Annotated in this window: 18 protein-coding genes and 1 pseudogene; 16 read left to right on the plus strand and 3 right to left on the minus strand. The window is 52.5% G+C overall.

Going from position 1 to position 19412, the window contains the following annotated elements; genetic code table 11:
* Positions 1 to 13 precede the first annotated feature (13 nt).
* From AC0YOB_RS02295 to AC0YOB_RS02350, 12 genes and pseudogenes are all read left to right on the plus strand, one after another.
* Positions 14 to 1249 carry a winged helix-turn-helix domain-containing protein gene (locus AC0YOB_RS02295; RefSeq protein WP_475791365.1) on the plus strand — a complete coding sequence of 412 codons (1236 nt, stop codon included), beginning with the start codon at positions 14 to 16 and terminating at the stop codon, positions 1247 to 1249.
* Positions 1250 to 1341: 92 nt separating this feature from the next.
* Positions 1342 to 1623: an ArsR/SmtB family transcription factor gene (locus tag AC0YOB_RS02300; RefSeq protein WP_210043998.1), complete on the plus strand. Its 282-nt coding sequence runs from the start codon at positions 1342 to 1344 to the stop codon at positions 1621 to 1623.
* Between the two features lie 71 nt (positions 1624 to 1694).
* Positions 1695 to 2900 carry an MFS transporter gene (locus tag AC0YOB_RS02305; protein ID WP_475791366.1) on the plus strand — a complete coding sequence of 402 codons (1206 nt, stop codon included), beginning with the start codon at positions 1695 to 1697 and terminating at the stop codon, positions 2898 to 2900.
* A gap of 336 nt (positions 2901 to 3236) precedes the next feature.
* Positions 3237 to 3800 (plus strand): 5' nucleotidase, NT5C type, encoded by a 564-nt coding sequence (locus tag AC0YOB_RS02310; RefSeq protein WP_475791367.1) that lies wholly within the window; start codon positions 3237 to 3239, stop codon positions 3798 to 3800.
* Positions 3801 to 3838: 38 nt separating this feature from the next.
* Positions 3839 to 4486 carry an HAD family hydrolase gene (locus AC0YOB_RS02315; RefSeq protein ID WP_475791368.1) on the plus strand — a complete coding sequence of 216 codons (648 nt, stop codon included), beginning with the start codon at positions 3839 to 3841 and terminating at the stop codon, positions 4484 to 4486.
* Positions 4487 to 4575: 89 nt separating this feature from the next.
* Complete coding sequence (locus tag AC0YOB_RS02320; RefSeq protein ID WP_475791369.1) at positions 4576 to 5556, plus strand: LLM class flavin-dependent oxidoreductase; 981 nt, start codon at positions 4576 to 4578, stop codon at positions 5554 to 5556.
* Positions 5557 to 5644: 88 nt separating this feature from the next.
* Positions 5645 to 6712: an undecaprenyldiphospho-muramoylpentapeptide beta-N-acetylglucosaminyltransferase gene (locus tag AC0YOB_RS02325; RefSeq protein ID WP_475791370.1), complete on the plus strand. Its 1068-nt coding sequence runs from the start codon at positions 5645 to 5647 to the stop codon at positions 6710 to 6712.
* Between the two features lie 147 nt (positions 6713 to 6859).
* Positions 6860 to 7216, plus strand: a pseudogene (locus tag AC0YOB_RS02330) (ABC transporter permease subunit); the annotation flags it as partial.
* 69 nt (positions 7217 to 7285) lie between these two features.
* Positions 7286 to 7861 carry a cupin domain-containing protein gene (locus tag AC0YOB_RS02335; RefSeq protein WP_475792286.1) on the plus strand — a complete coding sequence of 192 codons (576 nt, stop codon included), beginning with the start codon at positions 7286 to 7288 and terminating at the stop codon, positions 7859 to 7861.
* 270 nt (positions 7862 to 8131) lie between these two features.
* Complete coding sequence (locus tag AC0YOB_RS02340) at positions 8132 to 8533, plus strand: GNAT family N-acetyltransferase (RefSeq protein ID WP_475791371.1); 402 nt, start codon at positions 8132 to 8134, stop codon at positions 8531 to 8533.
* 194 nt (positions 8534 to 8727) lie between these two features.
* Positions 8728 to 9033, plus strand: a complete 306-nt coding sequence (locus AC0YOB_RS02345) for a helix-turn-helix transcriptional regulator (RefSeq protein ID WP_475791372.1) — start codon at positions 8728 to 8730, stop codon at positions 9031 to 9033.
* Positions 9034 to 9408: 375 nt separating this feature from the next.
* Entirely contained in the window at positions 9409 to 10617 is a 1209-nt protein-coding gene (locus AC0YOB_RS02350) for an MFS transporter (protein ID WP_475792287.1), read from the plus strand.
* A gap of 188 nt (positions 10618 to 10805) precedes the next feature.
* Here AC0YOB_RS02350 and AC0YOB_RS02355 read toward each other — a convergent pair whose 3' ends face one another.
* Entirely contained in the window at positions 10806 to 11678 is an 873-nt protein-coding gene (locus AC0YOB_RS02355) for an AraC family transcriptional regulator (protein WP_475791373.1), read from the minus strand.
* 230 nt (positions 11679 to 11908) lie between these two features.
* Here AC0YOB_RS02355 and AC0YOB_RS02360 point away from each other — a divergent pair, with 230 nt between their 5' ends.
* From AC0YOB_RS02360 to hmpA, 3 genes are all read left to right on the plus strand, one after another.
* Positions 11909 to 14299, plus strand: a complete 2391-nt coding sequence (locus tag AC0YOB_RS02360; RefSeq protein ID WP_475791374.1) for a glycosyl hydrolase family 95 catalytic domain-containing protein — start codon at positions 11909 to 11911, stop codon at positions 14297 to 14299.
* Between the two features lie 2 nt (positions 14300 to 14301).
* Positions 14302 to 15186, plus strand: coding sequence for an NAD-dependent epimerase/dehydratase family protein (locus AC0YOB_RS02365; protein ID WP_475791375.1), 885 nt, complete (start codon positions 14302 to 14304; stop codon positions 15184 to 15186).
* A gap of 93 nt (positions 15187 to 15279) precedes the next feature.
* The gene (hmpA, locus tag AC0YOB_RS02370; protein ID WP_475791376.1) at positions 15280 to 16536 is read left to right on the plus strand and encodes an NO-inducible flavohemoprotein; all 1257 of its coding nucleotides are present in this window, start codon (positions 15280 to 15282) and stop codon (positions 16534 to 16536) included.
* Here hmpA and AC0YOB_RS02375 read toward each other — a convergent pair.
* The gene (locus AC0YOB_RS02375; RefSeq protein WP_475791377.1) at positions 16533 to 17042 is read right to left on the minus strand and encodes a Crp/Fnr family transcriptional regulator; all 510 of its coding nucleotides are present in this window, start codon (positions 17040 to 17042) and stop codon (positions 16533 to 16535) included. The two genes, hmpA and AC0YOB_RS02375, sit on opposite strands and share 4 nt — an antisense overlap.
* Positions 17043 to 17267: 225 nt before the next feature.
* Between AC0YOB_RS02375 and AC0YOB_RS02380 the strand changes: the two genes are divergently transcribed.
* A complete protein-coding gene (locus AC0YOB_RS02380) occupies positions 17268 to 18623 on the plus strand; it encodes a PDZ domain-containing protein (protein WP_475792288.1) in 1356 nt (451 codons plus the stop codon).
* 423 nt (positions 18624 to 19046) lie between these two features.
* On the opposite strand, the gene AC0YOB_RS02385 is transcribed toward AC0YOB_RS02380, so the two are convergent.
* A complete protein-coding gene (locus AC0YOB_RS02385) occupies positions 19047 to 19412 on the minus strand; it encodes an ArsR/SmtB family transcription factor (RefSeq protein WP_475791378.1) in 366 nt (121 codons plus the stop codon).

Consider the following 19412-nt stretch of genomic DNA (forward strand, 5'->3'; position numbering starts at 1 on the left):
CGGAGGTGAAGGGATGAAACCGTTACAGACGACAAAACGGGCGCTCAGGCGATTTTTGCTTGAGAAGCAGCTTTTGCTTTATCCCCGGGAAGAACGCGCAGGCTCTGCGGAGGAGTTGCGCAAGCGTGTTATGGATGTGATCAGACAGCTGGAATGCGTTCAAATCGATCCGGTGTCTGCCGTCGGTCCCAATCAGCACTTGACGCTGGCAGCAAGAATTGCCGGTTATGAGCAGGGAATACTAAACGAGCTGCTGCGGGAAAACGAGGTGTTTGAATATTTTGCGAACGCGGCCTGTATTATTCCGATGGAACATTACCCTATTTTTGAGCCGGTCCGCCAGCGTCTGCGGGAGAGCACACGGGCTTCAATCGACATGATTCAGCCGGTCATTGAACAAGTGCTGCATAAGCTGGAGATCGAAGGCCCGCTTCCGGCGAAGTCGTTCGAATCCGACCAGCGGGTATACGGGTATTGGGATAATGTGAACGCCAAGACCAAGGCTACGTCCCATGCGCTGAATTTATTAATGGACGCCGCGCAGATCAGAATCGTCGGCAGAGAAGGAAACCAGCGCCTTTTCGATGTGACCAGCCGCAGTATCCCTGCCGCGCTGCAGCAATTGGCCGATCAAATCGATCCCGCCGAAGCGCATGACAGGATGCTGCGCAAATATTTTCAAGCCTATAGAGTATTTGAACCAAGCGACCCGCGTCTTGGCTGGCAGCGGTTAAGCGCAAAAGAACGGCGGGAAGCCATCGACCGGTACATTGAATCGGGAGAAGTTGTACCTGTCGAGGTCGAAGGGCTTAAACGGCACTACTACCTGTTGGCTTCGGATGTAGAAAGCTTCTCCATGCATCAGAAAGAAGATGGCATGCGGACAAGCGGCGAAGATGTTGATGTGCCGATTCACTTTCTCCCGCCCCTGGACAACTTATTGTGGAGCCGCAAGAGGCTGGAGGATTTATTCGATTTTGAATACCGGTGGGAAATCTATACGCCAGCCATCAAGCGCAAGTACGGTTATTACGCGATGCCGATATTAGCCGGCGACCGCTTGATCGGACGCATGGACCCGCGCCTGGATAAACAGCAAAGACATTTATCGGTTCAATTATTGCAAATCGACCCGGAAATTGACTTTACGGAACGTCTTAGCCAAAGTGTGCACAGGGAGCTTGAAGCGTTTGCTCATGCACACGGGGCAGCAACCGTATCGGTCGTACGGTTTTCCCGGGAAAATTAACAAACAAAAGCCTATTTACTTACAACGTCCGGATGTGCTATCTTATTTCTATGCTTTTAGAAATATAGGCTTAAACAAAGGAGGAGATATTTATGCTTGAAGATACGGAGGAAGTACGACAGGCTGTACGGGTATACAAGGCACTTGGCGAACCGACCCGTCTCAAAATCGCCATGCTGCTTACAGAAGAGAGAAATTTATGCTGCTCCGATATCGGAAGCAAGCTGGAGACGGTCGCAGGCTCGACGCTCTCGCATCATCTGAAGCAGTTGACCGATTGCGGCCTGTTGAATCTCCGTAAGGATGGAACCTATATTTATTACAGTGTAAACCACGAGATGGCCCATAAATATGCGCCGTATCTGCTGGCATAATTTTTTTATTCCTAATTTCTATATTTTTAGAAATATAAAAATCAACAAAGTGGAGAGAGGTACTGAAAAACATGTCGAATACATGGAAAATATACATGCTGGCGATTGTTAGCTTTCTGGTTGGCACATCCGAGTTTATCATCGCGGGCATTTTGGATAAAGTGGCGGCGGATATCGGCGTTTCGTTGTCCGCAGCCGGACAGCTCATCACCGTTTTTTCCCTTGCTTATGCTTTTGGCACGCCGCTCCTGATGGGCATTACGGCCCGAATGGATCGGCGCAAGCTGCTCCTGTACTCGCTGCTTGTATTCGTGATCGGAAACGGAGTAGCCATCGCCTTCTCCGGGTTTGGCTTTCTGATGGGCTCACGGATCATATTGGCTCTTGGCACCGGGGTATTCGTCGTAACGGCGCTGACTGTGGCCGCCAAGATAGCTCCCGCGGGCAAGCAGGCTAGCGCGATTGCCACTCTCGTTATGGGCTTCAGCACCGCACTCATTATCGGCGTTCCGCTGGGAAGGGTAGTCGCCTCCGCTTATGACTGGAGGTTGATCTTCGGAGGCATCGGCATTCTCGGGATCCTTGCCATGCTCATGATTTATATCACCATTCCGCAAACGGAGAGCGAGCAGCCTGTTCCTATCCGGCAGCAGCTGGCGCTCTTGAAGCAGCCGAAAATTGCTATCGCTCTAACCGTGACCTTCTTCTGGATTGGCGGATATTCCATCGTTTACACTTATATTTCACCATTTTTGCTTGAAATAACAGGCATGAGTGAAAAGTGGGTCAGCATCGGCCTGTTCGCTTTTGGTATCTTCAGCTTGATCGGATCCAAGCTCGGAGGCTTCAGTACGGACAGATGGGGAGCTCCCCGTACGCTGATCGGCGGCATGCTGTTTCATGCGGCGGCTCTGGTGCTGCTGACGCTCGCAGCCCATTCTCCCGTTATCGTGTTCATGCTGCTTATGCTCTGGTCATTCTCGGCATGGTCTTCAGGGCCGACCCAGCAGTATCACTTAATTTCGCTTGCTCCGGAAGCTTCCGGCATTATGCTTAGTTTGAACAGCTCCGTGCTGCAGCTGGCCATGGCCGCGGGTGCAGGAATTGGGGGAGTCATCGTCGAGCAGACCTCGCTTGCCTCCATCAGCTGGATAGGAGCAGCGGGAGTCGCCGTTTCTGCGGGCATAGCCACTATATCGCTCAGACTTTCCCGAAGCCGGTCAGGTTCACTCCAGAAGACTGTGGAGGAGAAAAGCCTGCAGGAGCTGGGTGCATGATCCCCTTTCACCGGGTAATTCATGATTGAAGAAGGCCAGTCGTTCGAACGGCTGGACCCTCTTCCTTGAAATCAGCGGTGCCGTCCCCCGGCACACAGGCGGCGGAGGTCGTCATTTATGATAAGGATCATTTGTCGAATCGAAGAATAACGATTGGCGCACTTTTAGAGCATGCATGCCATTCTTCCCGCGAAGATGGCTGCATGCTCTTTTATTGTTGATGAAGACTGCATGTATTTGACTAGGGCTCTTCGCACGATACTAAATGGAAAAGAGTTCTGATAAGATAACTGTATGACCTTAAATGGAAAAGAAGCAGAAGAAGGAGAGCCCTGCATGAAATTTGGCTTTTACGTTGACGACACACTCATCAATTTAAGGGAACATGCCTTTCATCTCTACAATAAGAAGCTGAACAGGCAGGTTGCGCTGAACAAATTTCAGGCTTTGAATAAGATTCCCATCCATGAGCTGTTCGGCATGACGGCTGAAGAGGGAAAACAGATGTGGAACAGCAGCAGGGAAGAAATTTATTATTCCTCTTGTCCGCCTTTCCCGGGTGCGGTAGAGGCTCTGCATGAGCTCGTTAGCCAAGGCCACGAGGTCTATTATATTACCGCACGGACGGCCGAGCATTGCGAAAGAACGGAGAAATGGCTCATTCAGGCCGGATTTCCGGTGCAGGACGGTAACTTTTATTGCGGCATGAGCGATACGGAGAAGGTGCATATTATCCGCAGGCTGGACTTGGATTATTATTTTGACGATAAGCCTGCCGTGCTCGAGACGCTCACGGATTTGGCAATGAATGTCTATGTCAAAGACAATTCCTACAACAGGCATGTCGATATTCCCCGGATTACGAGATGGGATGAATTGATGAGGCTGCTGCCCGAATAAGAGCCAACGTTCACGAAAGACAATAAAGTGAGGATAATATGAAATCAAAATATAAAGGCATTGCGTTTGATATGGATAATACTTTGCTGCGGTCGCATATCGACTTTCCATTAATGAAGGCGGAGACGTTCCGGTTCCTCGCAAGCCAAGGAATTCTTCCGGAAGATTTTCCGCTGGCACTCCATACGACCGCAACCCTGATCCAGGCAGCTGTCCGGACCTCGGCGATGAGCGCAGCGCTTATGGAGGAGATGTGGAGCACGGTCAGCAGACATGAATGGATTGGGATGGAGGGCGCCGAGCTTGAGCCGGGAGCCGCGAAGCTGCTGGAGGAGCTGCATGGCCGGTTTCATTTGGCCATCGTCACCAACAATGCCTGCCAGGCTGCGCATAAGGCGCTCTCGGATCATCAAATTTTGCATTTTTTTGATCATATTGTAGGCAGGGAAATGGTAAACAGCCTGAAGCCGTCGCCGGACGGTTTTCTCTATCTTCTGAACGCTTATCCGGATACGGAGCCACAGGAATGGCTGTCCGTTGGAGATGCATGGATAGACGGGAAGGCTTCGGAGCAGGCGGGAATGACCTTTATTGCCTATCAGACGGAGCTGGAACATATGAATAAGGCAGGCGTCTTCCCGGAAGGCCGGATCGGGCACATCCGTGAAATTCTTCAGTTTCTTTGAGGGAGAGAAAGCGGGAGCTTCCCTGGACTGGAAGTTTAAGAAAGCTGTTTCTTCTTAACGAAGATGGAAGAACAGGAGGGGGGAATACCATGCCATCCATCAAGCTTAGTGTGCTGGACCTTGTACCTTTATTCGAAAATAAGGACGCCGCTTATGCGCTCGGCCAGGCGGCCGAGCTTGCCCAAACAGCCGAACGGCTTGGCTTCACCCGCTACTGGACGGCCGAGCATCATGATATGCCGGGTCTGGCCTGCACCTCGCCGGAGGTGCTCCTCTCCCATATCGGAGCGAGAACCGGGCGCATCCGCATCGGCTCGGGAGCGCTGCTGCTGCCGCATTATAAGCCGCTCAAGGTGGCGGAATCCTTCCATATGCTGGCCAGCTTGTACCCCGGGCGTGTCGATCTCGGAATGGGCCGGGCACCTGGAGGCCAGGCGCATGCAAGCATGGCGTTAAGCGGCAATTTCATTGAAAATGTAGCGCAGATGCCGGATAAGCTGAGAGCGATAACCGAGCTGCTGGAGCAGAATTATGAATATGACGGCTATCCGGTAACCGCCCGGCCGATCCCGCCGGAGCCGCCGGAATTGTGGATGCTGGGGACGAACAGCAAGAGCGCGGCTTATGCAGCCGAGTTTGGAATGGGTTATGTGTTCGGCCAATTCATGAGCGACCGGGATGGAGTTGAGGTTCTGCAGTCCTACCGGAATGCGTTCAAGCCTTCACCCAGATGCCCCGAGCCCAGAACGATCGTGACGGTCGGTTTTGTTTGTGCGGACACGGAAGATGAAGCCAGGGAGCTCGCAGCTGCCGGTATGAGCTTGTTCCAGAGCAATATCAGCACGGAAGAGCTTGCTGCGCTTGCAGCCCGCAAATTATTGGCAGGCACGCCCGAAGCTCTGACAATGCGGCTGGAGGAGATGTCGCTCCAGTACGGGGTGGATGAATTTATGCTAGTCACGATGATTCCCGATTACCGCAAGCGGCTCAGGTCGTTCGAGCTGCTTGCACGCAGTATGTGGAGCAGCGGCGGGTTGCAGAATCAAGACAACGGGAGAGGTGGATATTAATGGCGGGTAATTCTGAGCCGGGCGGGGTTGTGCCAATGGATTCAAGTTCATGGTACGAGGGAATTAACTTCTTCACAGGTGAACGCGGTTGAAAAAGATATTGTTTACCGGCGGGGGTTCATCGGGTCATGTTTCGGTAAATTTGGCGCTTATTCCGCGTTTTCTGGAATCAGGCTGGTCTGTCGAATACATGGGCTCGGAGACGGGAATCGAGAAACAGCTGGTTACTCCGATTCAGCATGTCACGTATTATGCGATCAAGACCGGCAAGCTGAGGCGTTATTTTGATTTGCAGAACCTGAAGGATCCTTTCAAGGTGGTAAATGGCGCGTATCAGGCGTATCGGTTGATCCGAAAAAGCAAGCCCGATGTCCTGTTCTCCAAAGGCGGCTTCGTATCGGTGCCCGTTGTGTTCGCCGCCTGGCTGAACAAGGTTCCGGTTATTATTCATGAATCGGATATTACGCCGGGATTGGCGAACAGGCTGTGCATGCCTTTTGCCGACAGAATTTGTACGACCTTCCAAGAGACGGCCGGTCACCTGAAGAGCGGTAAAGCGCGGTATGTCGGCGCTGTTATCCGCGAGGAGATCAAGCGGGGGAATGCCCGCAGGGGAAGGGAATTCTGCGGCTTCCATACGAATAAGCCGGTTATGCTTGTGATGGGAGGCAGCCTGGGGTCCAGAGCCATCAATCAAGCTGTGCGCGAATCGTTGACAGAGCTGGCCCAGACCTTTAATATCGTGCATCTCTGCGGCAAAGGGCAGCTTGACCCATCCCTGAAGATCCGTGAGTACAGACAATATGAATACATTAATCAGGAGCTGGCAGATGTTCTGGCTATGTCGGATGTGGTGGTTTCCCGGGCAGGCGCGAATTCGATCTTTGAGTTTCTGGCTATTCGCAAGCCGATGCTGCTTATCCCTCTTACACGGAACCAGAGCCGCGGAGACCAGCTGTTGAACGCGCAATCGTTTCACCAATCCGGCTTCAGTAAAGTGCTGTACGAAGAACAATTATCTGCAGAGACCTTAACAGCCGGGGTCAAGGAATTGTTTAATGAACGCCGTCTGTTCATCGACAGAATGAATGCCTATCCCGAAAGGGATGCTTTAGCGGACGTATTTGGTCTCATTAAGGGAATTGCCAAGAGCTGACCGGTCTAGCGGATTTTAGGAAAAGGGTTTTTTTGAAACAGCAGTACCGGTGTCATCCAATTATCCAACTGCATCATGCCATATATCATTCTGTTCTTTTTTTAAGCCGTGCGGAACCAAGGCGCCAAAAGCCTGGGTTTCCTAGAGTACCTGGACACGATTCCCCGCGATCTGGACGAATCCGCCAAAATGGACGGAGCGGGCTATCTGACGATATTCTTCCGCATACTGGTCCCGCTCGCAAGGCCGATCATCGCGGTCGTCGCCCTGTTCACCTTCATGGCGCCGTTCTTCGACTTTCTCACGCCCCGGATTATTATCCGCAGTCCGAAGAAATTCACTTTGGCGCTGGGATTGTATAACTTCATCAATGATAAGTTCGCCAACAACTTCACTATTTTCGCGGGGGGAACGATCCTGATTGCCATTCCGATTGCGGCGGTATTCCTTCTGCTGCAGCGGTTCCTCATCTCGGGTCTGGCCGACGGGGCCACGAAAGGTTAATGTTGTTTCGTTCTGACCCTTCCGGGCATACATTGAATAGACGTATACCCATTAAGGAGGAACACCATGATGACAGATGCAATTCTGCAATCCCCCGACTTAAGCCTGGCGGCCGATTCCAACCGGGTGCTCAATTATAAACGCGATCCGGAAAATTATATTACCCAGCTATTCGGTGCGCAGTTTCCCGCGATAAAAAACGGTTTTTTCAATGTTCATTTGAGCAAGGGGATTATAGTCCAGCCTCATTGGCATACCAATGTGACGGAGATGGTTATTGTCATTAGCGGAGAAGTGTTTACATCGGTTTTCAACCCCTTTACACAAAAGCTGATGACCTATTGCCTGAAGCCGGGACAGGTGTCCTTGTTCCCCAAAGGATGGTTCCACTGGATTATTTGCGAATCCGCCCACGCTCATATTCTTACTATTTTTGATCAGCCGACTCCTGATATTGTGTTTGGATCGGATTTCCTGCGCAGTATACCCAAGGAAGTGATGCAGCGGGCTTATTGCATCAATGAGGAGGATTACGCCAAAGCGGTAGCGCCAATCAGGGAATCTGTCATTCTGGGACCTCCCCCCGGATGCTTCCAGAATACGATGGGCGTCCAGCAAGCAATTTATGCCGGCCCCTACGCATAGAAATCATCCATACGGGGGAGGTAGCAATCCGAATAGGTCTTGAGAGAGAAACGAGTCTCGCCGTCAGGCTGATTTTCGTTTCTTTTTCATTCAAGCCGGATCATCTCTGCAGAAAAAGCTTAAAGTGCTTGGATAAACTTATTTCATCTTTTTACAAGCAGCTTCAGGCAGTACGGAGCGGAATCTTATCACTTGCATGTGTGTTGTAGAATAGAGGCATCAGGGCAAAAAAGAGCAGTAACAAACTTTGGGTAAAAAGGAGAATGCCAAATGAAACTTTATTATGAAGCTCCGGACGTCAAGGAATATCATGCGTTAAGAACGGCTGCCGGCCTCAGCACAAAGGACGACTCCGCAGCGGCGAGGGCTTTAAGCCATTCGCTTTTTTCAATAGTCATAAGAAGCAATGAGTCGGCGCTTATGGGGATGGGCCGGATCGTCGGCGATGGAGGTTGTACCTTTCAAATAGTGGATATTATCGTCAATCCCGCATTCCGGGATGAGGCGCTGAACGAGCTCATCATCCATGAGATCAAGGGGTACTTGAATCATAACGCTCCGAAAGACGCTGATATTATCGTAATGGCTGATGCGGCGAACCTTGCCTTTTATCAAAAGCATGATTTTAAGCTTGTGTATCCGGAATTATACGGCATGTCACTGACGTTGTAGAACAATGGCCGGCAGCGCTTGGCGAAAGTCACAATCTTGCATATGGAGTTACAATTATAGTAACCGTATCATGAAGGGCCATTGTACGATGGGTGGATGGAGCGAAGTAATATAAGGGCGGGATCGTGATGTTCAGCAGGACTAAAAGGAAAACGTTTACATATGGGATTGGGCGGATCTGCTGGAGCAGGAAGGTGAAAGCCCATATCTCCGGGCATCTTGGCGAGGGCCTGTCCCGTGAACAATTGGCGGCGGTCGCCTTCGTCAATCCCGCATATCTGTCGAGATTGTATCGCAAGGAGACGGGGATCATGCTGACGGATTATATCCTTCAGGAGAAAATGCGCAAAGCGGCTGAATTGCTCGCGACGACTGACCGGAGCATCAGCGAGATTGCGGACGGTCTTCATTACAATAACTTCTCCTATTTCGCCCGATTATTCCGCAAGGTGCACGGCGTAACGCCGCATGATTACCGCAAGCCCTTCAGAAGATCATAAACCCCGAAGCCGCCGCTCATGGCGGTTTTTTGTTTTACGTTGAGCAAAAAAACCAAACAATAGATGGAGTTGTTTGTTGTTTTACTGAAAAATGTGAATGGTTTTCTTGTTAGTTGATCGGGATTTCAGATAAATATATAGACAATATAATAAAACGTCTATATAATTTATGGTATATCGAATCGATTGTTTGGTTTTTGTGATCCTCAATTTCGGGCATGTCCATTATTTGATCATCGTCAGGCGGGCACAGCGAATACAGGGACACAGCAATGAAACGAAGTGCTGACCCGGAGCAGCATAAACTAAAATAGTCAAAAAGAATAGATGTCGGCCGTCGATGTCTGTTAAATCGAAGAAAAGGGAATGAACAAAATGCTTCAAAACAGCTATGTGCGAACCATCATCCTGTCCAGAGTGCTCCTGCAGCTTGGAATCTGGATCAGAAATTTTGCTATCCTGCTGTATGTAACGGATTTGACAAATAATAACCCGCACTATGTATCTCTCATTTCCGTTGTTGAGTTTGCGCCGATCTTTATATTTGCCATCATTGGAGGAACATTCGCTGACCGGTGGAAGCCCAAACGAACGATGGCAGGAAGCGATCTGCTATCTGCTCTCTCTGTATTCATCGTGCTGCTTGTACTTGAGAGAGGCGCATGGTATGCGCTGCTGGCGGGCACGTTTGTTTCCGCAAGCCTATCCCAATTCTCGCAGCCTTCCGCGATGAAGCTGTATATGAGGCATGTGCCTGCTGAACAGCTGCAGGGCGTTATGGCGATGTCCCAGTCCCTGGTGGCTGTGTTTACGGTTCTGGGACCGGTTATCGGCACTTTTGTTTTTTTGCAGTACGGCATTCAGGTTTCTCTCATCCTGACGGCTATCATGTTCCTGGGATCGGCTTTTATATTGTCGCGGCTGCCGCGGGATACGGATGAACCGCAGTCAAGCGGATCCGGGGGTTTGATGCAGGAAATGCTGACAGGCCTCCGCTATTTATGGACCAATCGCCCGCTAAGAACGCTGAGCGCAACATTCGCAGCTACGGGACTTGCAGCAGGCATGATCCAGCCGTTGATGCTGTTTATATCGATTGAGAAACTGGGACAAGGCAAGGAGTTCCTGCAGTATCTGCTTATGGCGAACGGTGCGGCGATACTGGCGGGCGGGATTGTTATCATGGGGTTCGCAAAAAAGGTCAAACCGCAGATTCTGCTGGCGGCCGGTCTGCTTGTGACTGCCTTTTGTACAATCGGAGTTGGTGTATCGACATTCATTGCATTGACATTGGTGCTGCAGATCGTGAATGGCTTATTTTATCCGTGTATTCAAGTCGGCATCCAGACGCTCATTATGACCAATACAGAGGGGGCGCTGATCGGCCGTGTCGGGGGAGCGATTACACCGATATTTATGGGGATGATGGTAGTGGGCATGGCAGCTTCGGGCTATTTGAAGGATGCGTTTTCTCTCCTTGCGGTGTTTGCCGCAAGCGGCTGCCTGCTTGTAATCGGTGCCCTTCTGTTAGCTCCTCTCATTCAAAAAAAACGTACCGCCCAAAATCATTCACAAACGCTGTAGCTCATATGGAAGAGGCATTCCTTGAGCCATATATATGATATCTAGCGCATATTCATTGAAAGCAAAGATTTGCAGATGTACAAAATAAACTGCACATATATACTCTATCCCTGTATCTGACCGCATGCCTGGTATCCGCATGCGGTTTTTGTTATGGCGCAGCGGGACGAACTGCACCAGGCTGATTCTCATTTATTCAGCTTGCCCGCTGCACGGAATTCCCGCGGAGATTGTCCGGTTTGCTTGTGAAACAACCGTGAGAAGTAATGTACGGAGCTGAAATGATACTTGTCGGCAATTTCCGTAATGGTTAACGAGGTACGGAGCAAATCCTCCATGGCCCGGCCGATCCGGAACCCGTTCATATACTGGACGGGGGAATATCCGGTTGCCTGCTTGAAGAGCTCGAAGAAATGCCCCCGGCTCATATTCAAGCTGCTGTAGTACTGCTCCAGCGGCTTCGGCGGAACGCTGAGCAGATCTCTTTCCATTCGATCCAGCATATGGCTGATTCTGGGGTCCGGGATATGGGTGTCCTTCAGCATATGCTGCAGGAAATAATCAATGAAGCTCTGGAAATTCCGCTGTGTCGTCAAGCTCCTCATGAAGGTCCGATCGCTGGTGTAATCGCCGGACTTGTAGAAGCTCTGGAACAGATCGATCCACGGGCGGAGGGAGTCTACGGAAGCGGCAACGGGGATTGGAAAAGGGAAGTCCGGGCCAACGAAAGCAGGCTGCAGCTCTTCCGGGCTGTAGCAGATGGGTGTGGACCAATCGGAAAGAGCTCTTCTCTCCACATAACTCCAGTCAAAATAACAGCAGACATGCACCATCGGATCGATGGAATCCGCTACCCACTCATGCGGCTGCCCGGCAGGCACATACATCAGCGAGCCCGGTCCGGCCTGGTAGGCTTCTCCTCCTGTCAGCAGAACGCCAGAGCCCTCGCTGACCAAATAAATGGAGCTGGAATAGCAGATCCGGGGAGCGCTGGACTGGCCTTTGGAGAACGGATAACGGGATGCGTAATAGACATACGGATGGAATGCGGAAAAATTCATGCGGCTGCCCCCAGATGGTTGAAAATCAGAATTGATCTGACTATTGTGCAAATAAATGACCGGCTGCTAAATACATTGTTCTGCAGTTCAGATAGATTAAATACTGTACTGCAAGACTATCGTAGATGGAGTACAGATTGCAAGCTTACCCGTAATCGTGGACTGGGGAACAAATCCATGACAGCGCTTTAAGACAAATTTATATCCAGTTAAGAAAGGCAGATGCTTAGATGAAGCCATTTGAACAAGCCAGGAAGCATCCCATTACGTTCACCGGTCCCGCACCGGATTTCTTCGAAGGAGCGCTGCTCGGGAACGGCGGACTTGGCGTAGTGGTTACCACCAGGCCCGATGCCGTCATGATCCACTTCGGGCATAATAATGTATGGGATATCCGCATTGCAGAGGATCACGCCGATGAGATCGGCACCTTCCAGGACGTATACAACAGGCTTAAGGACATTCCGGACCATTTGTCCTCGCTGACAGAGGATTCCTGGTACCGGGAATACTGTGAAATGACAGGAGCAAATTACCGGAAATCCTATCCGAGACCGATGCCCTGCGGCTCGCTGCTGCTCCAGTTCGACCGGCGCGAAACCGAAGTGCTCGGACATACCCTTGATATTTACAATGGGCGGTGCAGGATTGATTTTCTGGTCGGCGGATATCCCGCGCAGCTGGAGTTATTCGTGGAGCAGGAGCATGACCGCCTCTGGCTGCGGGCGGCAGATACGGCAACGGGAAGAGAGATTCCGTTGTTCCATGCGATGACGCTCATTCCGGATCCCGAGACGCCGCAGGAATTCCCGAGAGCAGCTTCCTTCGTGGACGGCGATGCCCGCACTGCGGCATTTACGCAGCATCTGCCTTATGTGGAGAAGCCTGGCTCTGATTACGCAGGACATGTTAAAGACAAAGCGTTCCGTCTGGCAGTCAGGACATCCGGCGGTTTTGCTGCTTCCTCCAAGGATCAGCCGCTATCGCTGAAGCTGGATACGCAAAACGGCTTCTCCGCATGTGTCGAGCTGTGGGAAGGGTTGAATTCCGAAATCGCAGCCGCTTCAGACATGCTGCCCCCCGGTCAGGATGCCTGGAACGACGCCGAATCCGGCACGGAGGAAAGCTGGAGAGATTATTGGAGCCGTTCCGCGGTTGCGCTGGAGGATGAACTGCTGGAGCGCACCTGGTATTGGAATCTGTATTTCTTCAACTGTTCGGTAAAAGAGGGCGTAACCTGTCCGGGGTTGTTCGCCAACTGGAGCTTCAGCGCGATCGGCTCCGCCTGGCATGGCGATTATCATATGAACTATAATACGCAGCAGCCGTTCTGGCTGGCTTTCTCCAGCAACCACCTGGACAAGCATCTGCCTTATGTCGATATGGTTGATCATGTGCTGCCGGTCAGCCGCAAATGGGCGCAGGAATATTACGGCTTGCGCGGCGCTTATTATCCGCACTCCGCCTATCCGGTTGACATGACGATGATGCCTTACCCCGTGCCCCACTGGGGATGGGAGATCTGTGAAACGCCATGGACGGTGCAAAGCCTCTGGTGGCATTACCTGTATTCCATGGACGGGAGATTCCTCCGCGAGCGGGCTTTTGTCCCGATTAAGGAAGCGGTCTTGTTCATGGTTGACTATATGAAACGGCCCGAAGCCCGGGGCGGGCGCTGGGGGGATGACAACTATCACATTTTTCCTACTGTAGTACCGGAGCTGTATGAGCTGTCGCCCGGATTTGCCAAGAACAGCGACTGTCTTGTGGACCTGACTTTGACGAAGTTTCTGTTCCATGCCTTTGTCCAGGCCTGCGGCGTTCTTGGCGAAGAGGAAGCCGAGACTGCCTTGCTGCACGATGTGAAGGACATTCTGGCGAACTTCCCGGACTACCCGACAGCCGAATCTTCCAGGGGGACCGTATTCGTCTCCGTAACAGGCGAGGATGCCGAGGTGGTCTATAATGTGCCGAATCCGATTACGACGGTATTTCCCGGGGAAGAGCATGGGCTGCATTCCGATCCTGAAGCGTATCAGATCGCGGTCAACTCCTTCCTGAATCACCGCAACGAAGGCGGCAATGAACTTGTATTCTATAATTTTGCCGGAGCCAGGCTCGGCATCCTTGATCTGGAACGGTTCAAGCGGCAAATTCATTACTGCCTGCTGCCGAACGGCACCTGCACCGACCGGGTGCTGATGACCGGGGGGCGCTACGCCGCCACAACCAACTTTGATTTTATGTCGGGAATGGGAATCTGGTTTGAGAATTTTGCCCTTCCTGCGGTCATTAATGAATGCCTGCTGCAAAGCTATAACGGCGAGCTGCGTTTGTTCCCGAACTGGCCCAGGGACAAGAGGGCGGAGTTTCATACGCTCCGGGCCGTTGGCGGTTTCCTGGTGAGCGCGTCTGTTGAGGCGGGCGAAGTGCAGGCTGTGGAGATCATCAGCGAAGCCGGCTCCACATTGACCTTTCACATTCCTTGGCCGGAAGGGGCATTCTGCACCGGTTCCTTCGGCGAGAAGCACATGAGCGGTGAAATCGGCGAGCTTCCGACAACGGCAGGCGAAACCATCCGCATGGTGAAACACAGCCAATCTGATTCAAGGGGAGCATGAAGATGAAAATTTTGATTACAGGCATAAGCGGATTTATCGGCAAGAGACTGGCCCAAAGGCTGGCCGGAACGCACACGGTTCTGGGAATGGCCCGAAGTCCGATTGAAGAGCCGGATTCCATGCAATTTGTGCAGGGCTCCTTCGATAATCCGGAGGATTTGCAAAAGCTGGACGGGGAGCAGATCGATGCCGTTATTCATCTGGCCGCCGTGACCGGGGGCTGCTCCGAAGAGGATGGCCTGGCCGTCAATGTGCAGGGCACAAGAAGATTGTACCGGTATTTGATCGGTCAAGGCTGCCGGAGATTTATAACGGCCAGCTCGATTGCAGCGGTGGGATGTCTGGACGCCGGTTTTATTCCCCAACAGCTTCCGATACCTGATGATCACCCGTGCCTGGCCAAGGATGCCTACGGACTGAGCAAAGCTATGGTGGAAGAGGTGACCCGGTATTTCCACCGGATCACGCCGGGGAGCGAGTTCATCAACCTGCGTTTTGGCTCAGTCGTGCCTGATGAGAGCTGGACTCCTCCCGTGATCGGAACGGATACCAGGCTGAATGCTCCGTATGTGCTGCTTGGACGGGTTTTTGCCAGCGATATTGTGGAGGGGCTTGTCCGCATCGTGGAGGCGCCGCCTGCAGACAGGGTGCTAAATTGCAATTTTGTTGGTCCCGACAGCGGATCAACCGTCTCTTCGATTGGGATGCTGGAGGCGCTGCTTGGGGATCAAGCGGCGGATTTTGATCTATCCGCGTACAGGGAGCCGGAGGGAAAATATTTGCCCTTGTATGATATGCGCCGGATGAAGCAGGAGTTTGGCTTCTCTCCGGTAAAGCTGACACGGGCCATTGAAGATAACAGCAGCTGTAATGTCACAGATCGGTGACTTTTGATGTGATCTCGATCACAAGGCGTCCCTCGCTTGCTGCCTATAATGGGTTTAGAAAGATCAGCCAAAGCCAAGTGAGGAGAATGCAAGATGCTGAGCAATGAGAGCATAGCCATAATCAAGTCGACAGTTCCGGTATTGGAAGTCCATGGAACGGCAATTACGACCCGGTTTTATCAATTATTATTTCTGAATCATCCGGAGCTGCTGAATATCTTCAACCACGCGAACCAGAAAAAAGGGAAACAGCAGGCGGCGCTTGCCAATGCGGTCTATGCCGCGGCGCTTCATATTGACCATCTGGAGAATATTCTCCCTGCGGTCAGACAAATTTCGCACAAGCACCGCAGCCTGGGCGTACAGCCGGAGCATTATCCGGTCGTGGGGAAATATTTGCTGGCGGCGATCAAGGAGGTGCTCGGAGCTGCTGCGACAGACGATATTTTGCAAGCCTGGTCGGAAGCCTACGGCATGATTGCGGATGCCTTCATCGGCGTGGAACAAGCGATGGTTGAAGAGACGAAGCAGCAGGTTGGAGGCTGGGAGGGGTTCAGACCCTTTGTAGTGAAAAGCAAGGTGAAAGAGAGCGAAGTCATCACCTCATTATATCTGGTACCCCGGGACGGGGGAGCCATTGCAGCTTTTGAGCCCGGGCAGTATGTCAGCATCAAGACGGATGTCCAGGAAGACGGGTTTACGCATATTCGCCAATACAGCCTGTCTGATGCGCCGGGGAAACCCTATTACCGGATCTCCGTAAAGCGTGAGGATGCCAATCAGGATCGGCCAGCAGGTAAGGTTTCCGTGATGCTGCATCAGTCGGTCCGGGAAGGGGATGTGCTGTGGCTGTCGGCCCCAGCCGGGGATTTCACACTGGACCGCGGGGACCGGCGGCCTGTGGTGCTCATCAGCGGGGGCGTTGGACTGACACCCTTGATCAGCATGCTCAACACCTTGGTGCACCATGATCCGCAGCGTCAGGTTACTTTCATCCATGCCGCATTGAACGGGGACGTTCATGCCATGAAGGAGCATGTCTCGGAGCTCGCCCGCCGTCATCCGCAGCTGACGGTTCACTATTGCTATCGCCAGCCGACGGAGCGGGACAGGGAATCGCAGGACTATCACCGGGAAGGCGCTGTCGACCTGCCCTGGCTTAAATCCGTTATTCCTACGATGGATGCGGGCTTTTACTTCTGCGGTCCGCAGCCGTTCATGAAGGTGGTGAACCAGGCGTTGACCGCCTGCGGGGTGGGGGCCGACGACAGGCATTATGAGTTTTTTGGACCTTCCGGAAGCCTGGAGGGAACAGATGAGCAAGAGCCTCAATCCGCAGTCAATTCTTAACGGCCGCCAGCAGCTTGCGCCCGCAGCAGGCGGTTGACCGTTTCCCGGCGGAGTCCAATCAGTTGGCCGATTTCGTCCTGCGTGAGGACATCCTCCAGAGCCGCCGGGCCAATATAAAGTTCAAACCATTGCAGAAGGCTGCGCAGTTTTTCGGCAGAGGAGGTTTGGGTCAACTGGTCGATCCGCTGCTGCATCATCCGGAGCTTGTTCTGCAGGAGCAGCGCGATATCCAGGCATTTTTGGGGATTTTGCTCCAGGGAATCATACCAGTCCCGGGACGGGATGACGTCGATTTCACAGGTGACCAGCGCAATTGCTGTCCCATGATACTGCTTGTGTGTAATTAGGGAATGATGCGGGATCATTTCATCGGCTACAATAATATTCATGAGGATCGGGCTGCCGTCCTCGTGAATGCGGATAATTTTGAGCAGGCCTTTCCTTACATGATAAAGCGGCCCGGTCTCTCCTTGGCGAAAAAGGGTCTCCCCTTTGTGAAGCAGCATGCCTGTACTCACCTTCCTCATAACAGAACACTCAGCGCCTGATTGCGCAGGGCGTTTTTCTTTCTATACTAGTACATATGGACGAAAATAACCAAACTATTGAATGACTGCTGAAACGGATCGATTCCTCAACCCGCCGTGCTTTCGACTGAAATACCCCCGGGGATTAGTATGTCTGCTCCGATCATGATACATTTAATGGATAGAAGGGGGAGTAGGGTGAAGATGGGAAAGCGCTTGTACATTGCCGGATACGGCCTTGCCGCCATCATATCTGTTATCGGTGAATTGATTTGGCTCGGGGACCCGATCCGCTCGGGAGATATCTATTGGATTGACCGGATCGAATGGCTGGTCAATCTGCTGGCGCTTATTCCCCTGCTTTGGCTGCTTGGCGCTGCGGCCGGTATTGCCGCTGAACGCCGAGGTCATCTGTGGCAGCTGGCGCTCAGATTCCTGATCGCAGCCGGCAGTATAGCCTCGGGATTTGCCATCTTTCAAATTCCGAACCATTTGGCGGCCGCGCTGCTGATCATTCTGATTACCCTGCTGCTGACTTTGCTCGATATTATCGTCATGGAGAAGCGCCGCGCCGTTCGATGGCTGAGGCGGATCACTGCTCTGCTGGTTACCTTTGTGATAATCGCGGCAGGGTTGTTCTGGCCAACGCCTTACGGGATTACTTCACCCGGTTTTACCCTGAATATGAACCGGTTCGCCCATGTGGAGGGCGGTGTTCCCCAAGGCTCCATCGAGGGTGTTCTGGTCATTGACCGGCCGGCTTTTCCAATCGATTGGCTGTATGCAGCCCTGTTTCCCCATATTCAGATCGGGAAAAGGGATACGAGCATCTCGCTTGGCGAGATGCAGCGGGCGGCAAATGACCAGCGGGCCGATGCCAACCAGATCAGCAGCGCGGTGGCTTTCCGGAAGCTTGGAATTGGACGGGGCATCATTCCGACCGGTGTGCAGGTTGCACAAGTGATGCCGGAGAGTCCGGCTGAAGGGCAGCTTAAGCCTGGCGATCAGCTGCTGGCGATCGATGGACATCCGGTTCGGTCCGCAGCGGAGCTGACTGCCCGTATGGGGGAAGTGAAGCCGGGCGCAGAGGTGGCCGTGAAGCTCAAGCGGGGCGGGAGAACCATGGATGCAGCCGTGAAGACGATGGCCAGCGCAGACGATCCGAAGCGGGCGGTATTCGGCATTCAGGTAGAGGACCGGGTTCAGGCGGATCTGCCGAAGAAAGTTGATTTTCGCTCTTACCTGGTTTACCAGGGAGGTCCTTCTCATGGCGCGATTCTGGCCCTTACGCTGATCAATCAGCTCACGCCCGGCGGTGTGACCTACGGCAATCGGGTAGCGGGTACGGGCACGCTCGACGCGGCAGGTGCGGTCGGGCCTATTGGTGGAATTGAACAGAAGGCTTACGCCGTCGACCAGACGGACGCCGACGTCTTCTTCGTGCCTGCCGGTCAGGAGCTGGATGCGCGCAAAGGGGCGCCGGACCTGAATATTGTGCCTGTTCACACCCTGGATGAGATCCTGAATTGGCTGAAATCACATCCCAGGACCAGTGAATAGTTTCCTGGAGCGGTCTCACCGTATCAGCCATAGGCAGATTGTTCACCTCAACATTGCTTACGCTGATCGTTCTTGCGGTGCCTCCAGAGAGTACAAGTGAACCCTTCAGTTCCGGTCAACATGCAAAAGACGCCTCCAAACCTGCCTTATCGGCGGGATGGGAGCGTCTTTTTTTGCAAATATAAGCGAAATGAACGTCCCGTAGACCTTAGCTTATTTCTGAGGGGAAGACATCTGCTTCAGCAGCCCGGGGACGGCTTAGCCGCTCCTGCTTACTGCAAATTCAGGTCAGTGGGAATAGACAGCAAAGGCAAAAAAAGCTTTCCGGCCGAAGCGCATCAATAATGGAATCCATCTTGGTGCAAATTATATTTCATATTGCGGTTATAATGAAGACTGACCATACGCAGGGGAAGTCCTTAATTAATGCTGCCGGGGATGCGCGTCGACATCAACCGGTTCGGGATCGGCAGTCAGATTCCGGGAGAATTCGGTAGAGCGGAGAATAGCGGAGAGGACGCCGGGAAACCGCTGCTCGAGTTCATCGTCCCGAAGCGTCACCAGCCGCTGCGTCCCCTGGATGCGGACCCGGACCACTCCCGCTTCCCGAAGGGTACGCACATGATGCGACAACGTTGATTTAACAACTGGAGCAGACAGGCCGCCACAAGCCATTTCCCCATAAATGCTCAATTCCTTCGCAAGGTTCAGCCGGATCGGATCGCTTAAGGCATTAAGGACCGACGACAGCTGTATATCTTCGGGCACAGGATGGAATAAATATTTCAT

It is taken from the genome of Paenibacillus sp. JT31N17 (assembly GCF_056269255.1).